The sequence below is a fragment of the Ruegeria arenilitoris genome (genome assembly GCF_013032445.1).
GTDB classification, from domain to species: domain Bacteria; phylum Pseudomonadota; class Alphaproteobacteria; order Rhodobacterales; family Rhodobacteraceae; genus Ruegeria; species Ruegeria arenilitoris_F.
Genome location: NZ_WQCA01000013.1, coordinates 85,602 through 96,556, shown reverse-complemented (window position 1 = coordinate 96,556; position 10,955 = coordinate 85,602). Strand labels below are relative to the sequence as shown.

Here is a 10,955-nt window from a genome sequence, read left to right as displayed (position 1 = left end):
CTGATATAAACAAAATTAATATGAAACCCGTCAATGATATCCGTATCCTAAACGCAAACCGTCATCGCAGCTCGTATTTTTTCTTTACTATCAAGCTCGAAACAAACTGCCGGGATCAATTCAAGCGCGACCACTCTCATCTTCAACCGATCTCTCAGCCCAAGGAATAAATTTCCAATATACTACCCCTGCGTAATCTCACTCCAAATTGCTCCCGAACCGACCGACCCAAACTGGCGCCCAGCTTCATTCGGAATTTGGTCGAATGCGCACCGTGGTCTTACCGCCAAAGGCTTCAAGTCGGGCGCGTGCATCAGGTTGAGTTTTTACCACACCGGCAACCACGGATTCCGCGTAGGCAGCATCCAAGGGCGACATGTTCTGCATGTGGCTGATCGCCGAGCAAATGGCGAAGTTGGTCAGCGGCAGGTTTTCGGCGGCACGACAAGCCAACTCCATCGCCTTGTCGAAACTTGAGCCTTCAACCCTGTATTGGGCAAGACCGATATCAATCGCTTCCTGCCCTTGGTAAACACGCCCGGTCAGCATCATGTCGATCATGCGCGCCTTGCCGATCAGATGCGCCACACGATTGGTTGCACCGCCACCGGTGAACAGCCCCCGCTGGCCTTCGGGCAATGCGAAGTAAGTCGAAGCATCCGTCACCCGAATATGCGCTGCGCTTGCCAGCTCCAACCCGCCGCCAACAACCGCTCCGGTCAGGGCGGCGATTATCGGAACGCCTCCGTATTCCATTTTGTTGAACGCCTCGTGCCAACGCAGGCAGACATGCATGAAACCCGCAGGACTGCGGTCTTCTTTGTGGTGTTCACCAGATCGAGGCCCGCGCAGAAATGGTTTCCTTCACCGGTCAAGACAATGGCCGCGGCTCCAAGACGTGGAGCGCTGGTGAAAAGGTCGACTAACTCATCAATCGTGGCAAGGTCTAAAGCGTTTCTCTTGTGGGGACGATTCAACCGGACAATCCAGACCCCGTCATCATAGCACTCGACCCGCAAATTCTTTAAGTTATGCAGTTGATCATGTGTCAGCATGGGAATCTCATTCCTGAAATTAGAAGGGCCGTACCCAAATAGGCTTTCGGTTGGCGACCCGGATACAATAACGGCGGGCATTTTCCATGCCCGCCGTTGTTTTCTTAGTTTATTCTGCGGCTTCGACAGAGTGAACACTGCTGACGCCACGTTTCTCACGCTGACCGTCGCGCACGATACCTTTGATCAGGGCAACGCCCATCAAAGCCATCACAAGGCTGAACGGCAATGCACCGATAACCATAGCAGTTTGGATCGCACCCAGCCCGCCAACAATTAGCAACGCACCAACAACGAGCGCCAGGGCCGCGCCCCAGAACAGGATGTGCGGACGGCCTTTGGGGCCTTCGTCACCACCCGAGTTGATGGTGTTCACAATCAGAACCGCACTGTCCGCTGTCGTGACCAAATAGGTCAGCAGCAGAATGACGACGATTACCGCCATGACCCAAGCGAAACCGCTCGAAAGGATAACGTCCAGCATCGCAAACAGCTGTGCCTGCTGACCGGCACCCGTGATGGCGTCTCCTGCCGTTCCGTCCAGTGTCAGATCGATGGCAGTGCCGCCAACCAGCGTGAACCAGATAAAGCACATCATCGACGGAACGATGATAGCGCCCAGAACGTATTCACGCACAGTCCGACCGCGCGAAACTCGTGCCAAAAACACGCCGACAAACGGGGCAAATGCAATCCACCACGCCCAGTAGAACACCGACCAACCACCTTGCCAGCTTGCCAGCGCATCACCGGTTTCGGTGCCATCTGCACGCCAGACGTTTAACAGCATACCCGGCAGAGCAACGATGTAATCGTAAAGACCGATAAACAGTGCCTGAGTGCCGAACATAGCAGAGCCGAAGATCAAGAAAAACGCCAGTAGGAAGAAGCTGAGGCCCATATTGATGTTCGACAGCCATTTGATGCCCTTTCCGACACCGGACAGGGCCGATAGAGTCGATGCACCCATGATGACCATCAGCGCAACAACGATTGCTGCCGTAGTGGCTTTGCCATCTTCGTTCAGCAACCAGTCACCTACGCCGATTCGATGAATCCCGGCGACGAATTGCTCGACACCAAACCCAAGAGTCTGTGCAACACCAAGAACAGTGGCGACAACAGCTACGATATCGACGGCGTGACCCAGACCACCTGACAGGCGGTTGCCGAACAGAGGCGTCAGGCCCGAACGGATCGTCAGAGGCAAATTGCGGCGGTACGAGAAGTACCCCAGCGACAAGCCGACCAACGCATAGCAAGCCCAAGCCGAGAAGCCCCAGTGCAGGAACGACCACTTGTAGGCATAGCGCACATTCTCAGCGGTCGAGCCTTCGACGATGCCCTGAATGGTCTCGGGGTTCTTGGCGAAGTGATAAATCGGCTCGGCGGTTGCAAATGTCAGCATCCCGATGCCGATCCCGGCTCCGAACATCATCGAGAACCACGAAAAGCTTGAGAATTCGGGCTTGTCATCCGGCAAACCCAGCTTCAACCGGCCAGTTGAGGGGATCAATGCCATGATCACGCAAACAAGAATGAAGAAGGCGACTACCCAAGTGTACCAGGATGCGAAGTTTGCCAGCAGGAAACTGTTCATCGCGCCCAACACCGACGATGCGTTTTCAGGAAACGCAATGGCCCAGAATATCAACGCACCAACAAGGATCTTCGAAGCGATCGTAACGTCTTTGCTAAAGCCGTCATAGAATCCGCCCTCCGAAACCTTGATGGGCAGATCCATCATTGGGGGTTCTTTAGACATGTATTTCTCCTCCAGTCTAAACGATTGCATGTGCCTTCACACAGCAAAGGTGATGGGAAGCCAGAACGCTTTTGTGCCAGCTGCCGTTGTTTCAGGTTGTTTGAAAAAGGGGTGAGGCCTTCAGAACCTTCGGTTACTTCCTTCAGGTGGCTTACCTGGCTGCTTCATCGCCCAATTAGCACTTTAGATAGCGAGTAGCGCCCGGTTGCCACGCTATGAACGCAACACGCGCTTGAAAACTATCAGGTCCGCTATTGTTACCCTCTCCGATGCGGTTTGCAGCTTAAGCCCGAGGTGCTCTACGCATTTATGGCTGAAGCTAAGTCAGAGATAGCCGGCCCGTACCATACATTGATTTTTTTTTGCATTCCTAGACAAACAGGGCCTCCCAAACTCCGGCGTCTCAATTTTATTCAATATAATCTGTAATTTCCTTTTCAGTATGTGGAAAATTCTGAGCCCTTGATTGAATTTTTCAATGAAACAACTTGCCCGTTAGCCGGAGCAAATCCAAACTATGGTTCAATATTGGCCGCGCAACCGCAGGGTCGCAGGAATCGCATTTGACAGATTTTTCATCATATTTTCCAATATCTTTATCCACTTATCCACAAACCCCCGCCTCATGTCTCAACATGCGCAGCATGCTATTGATCTCCTCAGATAGTCCAAAACGGCGGTCCTAACGACGAAACGGTGTTGAAGCGGGCATACATTCAGCGCCAACAAAAAAATCTTGATTTTTAGCGAATGATTCTCGTTGAATGAGAGTCAGTCTCAAATCATGGAAGGATTTCTTCCAGATGCACCTGCAGCGCCTGATACACCTGCTTGAAATCATTGCTGTCGTCGGACGCCCCGTTTCGGCAGGTGAAGTGCAGACTGCCAGCGGCATACCTAAACCGACCTGCTACAGGCTGTTCCAAACCCTTCTGGAACAAGGCCTAATCGAGGATCCAAACAATGACGGAAAATACGTAATCGGAGACCGCCTGATCCGGATAGCCTTGCACGGCAACTCAGACATTGATGTCCGCCGTGTTTCGGCCCCGCTTCTTCGGTCCGCCGCGACCACATTCAACGAAACAACATTTCTTGCGCGGTTTCGCGACAGCAAGATCGAGATCATACATGTCGAGACACCTGAAGATCCGGGGCGCGCTTTTGTTCACCCCGGCCTCGGCGAGCGCCCTTTGCACGCGTGTTCATGCTCGAAGGCCATCGCTGCCTTCGCCGAACCGGGCTTTCAGGAAACGATCCTGAATGGTACGCTTAAGGAGTTCACGGATCATACCAAAACCACGCGCGAGGATTTGGTAGCTGAGTTCGACCTGATCCAAAAACAGGGCTTTGCCGATTGCGATCAGGAAATCGATATCGGCATCTCCAGCGTCGCGGCCCCCGTTGCGGTAGGTAAAATTGGCGTCTCGTTTAGCGTCGGAGCCGTCGGTCCGGTCAGACGTTTTGGCAATGACTATAGGCGAGAAATTGGCACTCAATTGAAAGACCTGGCGACCAAAATCAGCGGCGCCATTCAACTCTGCAACGTTGGGGAGGTGTAGAGGAGACACCAATGCAACGCTTGCAGGCGTACCCCAAGGAGGAGGGGTAAAACCAAAGGGAGGACTAAAATGAACTTACGACCAGATCCGACGTTTCACGCGTCGCCAAAACTGGCCATGGAAGCGCCGGTCGAGAATTTTGCCTTCACTATTATGCTCGGTAAAAATGCCGATCAACATGATGGTTTAGCCGTGATCGACCTGCGTGCTGGATCAGATACTTACGGACAGATTGTCCACACAGTCATGACCCCAACCACAGGTGATGAGTTTCACCATTTCGGCTGGAACGCTTGCTCTTCATCTTTGTCCCCCCTATCGGGTCACGCCTTTCTGGAACGACGTTACTTGATCGTTCCGGGTATCCGCTCCAGCCGGATCTACATCTTTGACGTCAAATCACCGCTAGAATCAAAAATCCACAAAATCATTGAACCCGAAGAGGTCTTTGCAAAGACCGGGTATTCTCGCCCGCATACCATCCATTGCGGTCCCGAAGGCATCTATGTCTCGACCCTTGGCGGCGCCGGACCGGACGGAACTGACGGACCTCCGGGCATCTTCATCATGGATTGCGAAAGTTTCGAGATCATCGGGCGCTATGAGATGGATCGCGGCAAACAGAACAAACACTATGACTTCTGGTGGAACCTGCCGCAGGACTACATGGTCAGCTCCGAATGGGGCTTGCCCCCACAGTTCGAAAACGGCGTCGTGCCAGAAGACCTGCTGAGCAACAAATACGGCCATTCGATCCACTTCTGGGACCTGCGCGCGCGCAAGAACATCCAGACGATGGATTTCGGCGAGAACTATCAGATGGCACTGGAAATTCGTCCGGCCCATGATCCGACAAAATCCTACGGGTTCTGCGGCGTGGTCGTTGACACCACCAATCTGCAGGGCGCGATCTTTACTTGGTGGCGCGATGATGATGGCAAATGGCAGTCAAAAAAGACCATTACCATCGACCCGCGCCCCGAAGACCCAGAAAATCTGCCCGAACTACTGAAAGGGTTCAGTGCCGTGCCGCCTCTGGTCACCGATATTGACCTGAGCCTAGACGACAAATACCTGTACGTGGCCTGTTGGGGTCTGGGCGAGATGCATCAATATGACGTGTCGGACCCGCTGAATCCGGTTCTGAATGGCAAGGTCGAGCTGGGCGGTATCGCACGCGAGACCAAGCACCCTAACGGCAAGGATTTCGTCTATGGCCCGCAGATGGTCGAGATCAGCCGCGATGGCAAACGCGTCTTCTGGACCAACTCGCTCTATTCCACTTGGGACAATCAGTTCTATCCGCATCAGGAAGGCGGCCAGATGGTGATGGCCAATGTGGGCGACGATGGAAGCTTTGAGCTGGACCCGGATTTCTACGTCAACTTCCCAGAAGGCACGCGCGCCCACCAGATTCGTCTGGAGGGGGGTGACTGCTCGACTGACAGTTTCTGCTACCCCTCTGTGTAGGCACTGATGGAGGACGTGTCGCTGGCGGCCCTTTGGTGGGCCGTCATTTTTTCGGGCTTTTATCACGGCATCAACCCCGGCATGGGCTGGCCCCTTGCTGTTTCCGCCGCATTGATGGAACGCAGGCCCTGGGCAATGGCCAAAGCACTGGGAATGCTGGCTCTTGGGCATTTCCTGGCGATGATCGGTATTCTGCTGCCGTTCTCGCTGATGATATTTCTGGTCGAGCGTGAAACCGAAATCCGGTTTGGAGCCGGTCTGATCGTGGTCACGATGGGCGTATATCTGCTGATTAATCGCAAACATCCCAAAATCCTGGCTCGCATACATCCCGCAAGATTGGCTCTCTGGTCGTTTCTGGCGGCGATGGCGCATGGTGCCGGGCTAATGTTGGTACCAATTTATCTGGGCATTTGCGGTTTACTTGAACCGGGCAACGTCGCCGCATCCGGTCACGCCGCCGCCCAGAGCCTGATGAGCAACGATATCCTGACAGCGCTTACTGTTGCCACTGTCCACACACTCGCCATGACCGTGGCGGGGTCATTGAGTGCGGTGATCGTGTATCACTGGCTGGGGTTGAAATTTATCTCGCGCAGCTGGTTCAACCTCGATACCGCATGGGCAGTCAGCCTGATTCTTGTGGGGATGTTCGGCATGTGGTCGGCCTATTCGGGGCATTGATCCAACTACAAACAACAGTGTCAAATCCTCGGTTCTGTGGCAAGCTAGGGTCAGGATGCATTGATTTTCAAGGCGCGAGATGTTTCACGGCTCGGAAAACGGAGCGGTGACATGAGCGACCTTTTCTGGCTGTCTGACGAGCAGATGGCCAAGCTTTACCCAACTTCCCACGTTCGCATGGCAGGCCACGGGGCGATGACAAGAGAGTGCTGAGCGGGATTATCTTCATTCACTGCAATGGTTTGCGCTGGTCCGATGCACCGCGAGAGCATGGCCCTGAGCAGCCTCCAACAGGCTGCGTGCACGTTCTATTGACGTGTCGGTGTTCTTAGCGCCACCCTCCTGTTTCGTTGCGCTATCTTCGAAGTGTCTAAGAGATAAGCAACAAATCAGTTCAGAGTCTCAAACCAAGGCGGTGCCAAGGCACATGTCTCCAATGTGTGTGTTACAGTAAGGACACCGGAAAAGAACAGAAAATGAGGCACAGTCTTCCCAATGGGCGCTGTCAGACGAATTCGAACCAGCCTCAGTCTGCTGCGCAAACCGTGAACCTATCTGGAGCAAAGCTGACGCCACTCAGCAAGAGCGGCGGTGCGCGTCAGCTTCAATGTGTCTCGGTTGGCTAGCGATCTTTCCTGGTTGAAGTGATTGTAGACAGAGGAGTAGACGGAGGCGAATTTCTGTAAACTTTGCAAGTGCCTGAACCGTTGCATGGCGCGTTCGCGTCGTCGGAAAGGAAGATGCGAATTCTCGACGCGGTTATTGAGCCACCTGCCCGTCCTTTATTTCTCGAGTGCACCCAAATCTCTGAGCGCCGCCCTGTAAGAAGCGAAGCGATCGGTGAGTATTTCTTCAGCCTTGCCGTGCCGCTTCATCAATTTCCAGAGGAATTTCAATGCCGTCGGCTTGTTTCGACGTTTAGTGACCACGGTTTCAAGCACCTCGCCTTCATGATCTACTGCGCGCCACAGATAATGCCGCTTGTCATTCTCCTTAACGAAAACCTCGTCCACGTGCCACTGCCATTTGGAGAACGCGCGCAACTGCTGAACTCGCTTTCTTTGGATTTCAGAAGCAAACACCGGACTGAACCTTTGCCACCAATATCGGACATTCTCGTGGCTCACGTCGATCCCCCGTTCGTGCAGAAGGTCTTCGACACTCCGAAGCAATAGAGGGAAGCGGATGTAAAGCATCACCGCAAGGCGGATGATCTCGGGACTGGTTTTAAAGTATTTGAAAGAGGCAGGTCTGGTCATAGGCAAAAGCTACGCAACCGCCCTACCCTGCTCAACCAAAGTTCTTCTGACAATAACATCGCGAATAACCGCTCTGCGGACTTAGCAAACCTTCGAACTAACTTGGAAAAATTCCGGAGCAGAGTTGTGCTATGGTGCCTTCAATTAAGGAGGAAAAATTGTTTCGCTATGCTTTACCAGCAGCTCTCATTCTGGGGAGCCCAATCTTAGCTCAGGATGCAATAAATCCGTCAGGCCTTGCCGGTCCTTCCGGTCGACCCTATTCACCTTACGCCGAACGCGCTTATCCAACTCAAGTCTATTTCGGTGACACCCACGTTCATACTGGTCTTTCCGGGGATGCTGGTGGAGGCGGTACGCGCCTCATGCCGCGTGAAGCCTATCGGTTTGCGCGTGGCGAAGAAGTTGTGTCGAACACGGGGCAACCTGTAAAATTGTCGAGGCCGCTCGACTTCTTCATGATTACAGATCACTCGGATGCGATGGGTGCCATCACCGATATCATTGGGGGTGCTCCCAACATATTGGCGGATGAGCAAGGCAGGTATTTCCATGAAGAGTTCAACAAAGGCGGGGAATCCGCCTTAGCGGCTGCGCTTGAGCTTACTGCAGCATTTGCTCAAGGGCAGGTTTCGCCAGCGTTAAATTATCAACCAGGCAATCCCGCGTACGCGCGTGTTTGGGACGACATTATCGATGCAGCGGAAGAGTACAATGATCCGGGCGTGTTCAGCACCTTTATCGCCTATGAATGGACCTCTCTCCTTGCAGGCAACAATTTGCACCGAAACGTGATCTTTCGCGACGGCCCTGAGCTTACAAGACAGATACTGCCTTATACAACAACGCCACCTGTGGGCTCACCTAACCCTCGTGATCTTTGGAAATGGTTGGAGAGCTATGAACAAACCACAGGCGGGCGCGTGCTTGCTATTCCACACAATGGGAACTTGTCGAACGGCTGGATGTTCCCATTAGTCGATGACTTTGCAGAAGGGGTACCTTTAGATCCCGCCTACGCAGATGCGCGACACAAATGGGAAAGGCTGTACGAACCAACACAGATAAAGGGGGATGGTGAAGCCCACCCTTTCTTGTCACCTGAAGACGAATTTGCTGACTTCGAAACGTGGGACTACGGAAATTTGGATGCTTCGGTTCCGAAAGAGCCGGATATGTTACCCGGCGAGTATGCGCGATCCGGGTTGCTTCGAGGGCTGTCCCTACAAAAAACTTTGGGGGTAAATCCTTTCAAGTTTGGCTTGGGGGGGGCTAGTGACACGCACACAGGTTTGACGGCTCCTGACAACGACAATTTCTTCGGAAAGTTTACCGGTTACGAGCCCAGCGAAGAGCGCAGCAAACATGTCAGCAAGACATATGCTGACGGGACTGTTGCGCTGCGTTCGTCGCAATACATTACTGGCGGTCTAACAGCAGTATGGGCTCGGGAGAATTCCCGCGAAGCCATCTGGGATGCAATGCATCGGCGTGAAACTTACGCAACAACTGGTCCCCGAATGCGCGTCCGTATGTTTGCTGGATATTCATTTACTGAAGAGGATGCATTGCGGCGGGACTTGGCGCTTGTTGGATACACCAAAGGTGTGCCGATGGGTGGTGATCTTGGTGCAGGAGTAGGCGCACCTACCTTTCTCGTATATGCGCTTCGTGATCCGATGGGAGCAAACCTGGATCGCATCCAGATCATAAAGGGTTGGTTGGATGCAAATGGCAAGCAAAAGGAAAAGGTCTACGACGTGGCCTGGTCTGGATCCCGCGAACCAGATGCCGCTGGTAAGTTGCCATCCATAGGAACCACCGTCGACCTCTCGATCCCATCTTGGACCAACACAATTGGAGCCTCTGAGCTGGGAACCGTGTGGGAAGACCCAGATTTCGATCCTTCGGAAAGTGCATTTTATTATGCCCGGGTTATAGAAATTCCGACCCCTCGCTGGACAGCATATGATGCAGTGAAGTTCGGAATAGACATGCCGGACGGTGTCCAATTAACAACTCAGGAACGCGCCTACACTTCTCCGATTTGGTACTCGCCACAACAGTAGTTCGATTTACGGTGCCGGTCCGGTATGGGCTCAAACCAGCTAATGATGCCAATCGCCAACGTCAGGCTTTCTGTTGATGTGCCCTCGCCATTGCCGCATAGAGGCAGGGTGCAGGGTGCTTGTCGGGCCGTGCGCCCAGGGGGCAGGCAGCAAATGCCAGACGGAGAAACCTCGTGAACCTCTCCCGGCAGTCAGCACAATCAACGGGAACCTATGTCACTCAAGCCTCTAAAGGAAACGGTCGCGCTTGCGACCACAGAACCGGCTCACCTGCGGGTCATAAAACGCGCCGCGTTGTTCCTGCTAGGTCCCGTCTATTTCCTGTACATCGCCTTTGCGCCCTTGCTTTGCGGTAAACGGCGAGGTTTTCGCGGCTGGTACTGGCCGCTAGTCAAACGTGCCTGTTCGCGGCTTCTGTGGCTGCTGAGCATCCGAACAGAGATGACACAAGCCGACAGGGCCGTGCTGGCCGCCGACTCCAACAGCATCATCGTGATTAACCACCGAAGCCACCTGGATGGTTTCGCTCTGATGGACGTGGTGCCCAACGCCAAGTGGATCACCTTCGCCGCTAAAAAGGAACTTTGCGACGCGGTTCTTCTACGCCACGGGTTCAAGGGTGCAGGGCTGGTGGAGATCGACCGGAAAAGTGGCCCTGTGGCGATCGAAACACTAACTGCTGCCGTTCACGCCATGCCCGCGCGCCGTTCTGTTGTGCTTTTCCCAGAGGGCACGCGCATTGACTCAGAAAGCCTCGGCAAGTTCAAGGCGGGAGCTGTAATAGTCGCGCGCACTACCGGCCGAACAATACGGCCCATCGTAATTCACGCATCCGACAGACTCATGCCGCGCGGCAAACACTTGCCCAAAAGCGGCACGATCCGGGTCGAGGTATTGCCGTCATTTAAATGCGATCATTCCGCTTCAGTGGACGAAGATGTCGCTCGCCTGCGAAGCGCCATGATGGCCGTTTTCGATGCCGGATTGTGTCGCTAGGAATATGGTCCTTCGTTGCTCCTGCGATTCCAACAGCGAGACGAAGGTCCGCTCTGGGCTCGATTCCGTCGTTCGTTAAATCGCGACGAATTTCT

The 10,955-nt window shown here is 53.8% G+C and carries 6 protein-coding genes and 3 pseudogenes; 6 read left to right on the top strand and 3 right to left on the bottom strand.

Features of this window, described 5'->3' with window-relative positions:
- Nucleotides 1–246 precede the first annotated feature (246 nt).
- Both GOW98_RS19120 and GOW98_RS19115 read right to left on the bottom strand, forming a co-directional pair.
- Nucleotides 247–1,055, bottom strand: a pseudogene (locus tag GOW98_RS19120) (crotonase/enoyl-CoA hydratase family protein).
- A gap of 109 nt (nt 1,056–1,164) precedes the next feature.
- Nucleotides 1,165–2,820 (bottom strand): BCCT family transporter, encoded by a 1,656-nt coding sequence (locus GOW98_RS19115; protein WP_170334960.1) that lies wholly within the window; start codon nt 2,818–2,820, stop codon nt 1,165–1,167.
- Between the two features lie 764 nt (nt 2,821–3,584).
- On the opposite strand from GOW98_RS19115, the gene GOW98_RS19110 reads away from it, so the two are divergent.
- The 4 genes and pseudogenes from GOW98_RS19110 to GOW98_RS19095 all read left to right on the top strand — a co-directional run.
- Entirely contained in the window at nt 3,585–4,382 is a 798-nt protein-coding gene (locus GOW98_RS19110; protein ID WP_254438073.1) for an IclR family transcriptional regulator, read from the top strand.
- 69 nt (nt 4,383–4,451) lie between these two features.
- Nucleotides 4,452–5,852: a selenium-binding protein SBP56-related protein gene (locus GOW98_RS19105; RefSeq protein ID WP_170334958.1), complete on the top strand. Its 1,401-nt coding sequence runs from the start codon at nt 4,452–4,454 to the stop codon at nt 5,850–5,852.
- 6 nt (nt 5,853–5,858) lie between these two features.
- The gene (locus GOW98_RS19100) at nt 5,859–6,536 is read left to right on the top strand and encodes a hypothetical protein (protein ID WP_170334956.1); all 678 of its coding nucleotides are present in this window, start codon (nt 5,859–5,861) and stop codon (nt 6,534–6,536) included.
- A 111-nt stretch (nt 6,537–6,647) separates the two neighbouring features.
- Nucleotides 6,648–6,814 (top strand): annotated as a pseudogene (locus tag GOW98_RS19095) (transposase); the annotation flags it as partial.
- 273 nt (nt 6,815–7,087) lie between these two features.
- Here the strand turns inward: GOW98_RS19095 and GOW98_RS19090 are convergent.
- Nucleotides 7,088–7,795: pseudogene (locus GOW98_RS19090) on the bottom strand (IS6 family transposase).
- A 131-nt stretch (nt 7,796–7,926) separates the two neighbouring features.
- Between GOW98_RS19090 and GOW98_RS19085 the strand changes: the two are divergent.
- Together GOW98_RS19085 and GOW98_RS19080 are read left to right on the top strand one after the other, a co-directional pair.
- On the top strand, nt 7,927–9,864 hold the full coding sequence (locus GOW98_RS19085; protein WP_170334954.1) for a DUF3604 domain-containing protein: 1,938 nt from the start codon (nt 7,927–7,929) through the stop codon (nt 9,862–9,864).
- A 213-nt stretch (nt 9,865–10,077) separates the two neighbouring features.
- On the top strand, nt 10,078–10,860 hold the full coding sequence (locus GOW98_RS19080) for a lysophospholipid acyltransferase family protein (protein WP_170334952.1): 783 nt from the start codon (nt 10,078–10,080) through the stop codon (nt 10,858–10,860).
- Nucleotides 10,861–10,955 lie beyond the last annotated feature (95 nt).

Excerpts from the sequence above, each read along its gene's own strand:
- GOW98_RS19115 (WP_170334960.1), bottom strand. The coding sequence starts at position 2,820 with ATGTCTAAAGAACCCCCAATGATGGATCTGCCCATCAAGGTTTCGGAG.
- GOW98_RS19085 (WP_170334954.1), top strand. The coding sequence starts at position 7,927 with ATGGTGCCTTCAATTAAGGAGGAAAAATTGTTTCGCTATGCTTTACCA.
- GOW98_RS19105 (WP_170334958.1), top strand. The coding sequence starts at position 4,452 with ATGAACTTACGACCAGATCCGACGTTTCACGCGTCGCCAAAACTGGCC.
- GOW98_RS19080 (WP_170334952.1), top strand. The coding sequence starts at position 10,078 with ATGTCACTCAAGCCTCTAAAGGAAACGGTCGCGCTTGCGACCACAGAA.
- GOW98_RS19100 (WP_170334956.1), top strand. The coding sequence starts at position 5,859 with ATGGAGGACGTGTCGCTGGCGGCCCTTTGGTGGGCCGTCATTTTTTCG.
- GOW98_RS19110 (WP_254438073.1), top strand. The coding sequence starts at position 3,585 with ATGAGAGTCAGTCTCAAATCATGGAAGGATTTCTTCCAGATGCACCTG.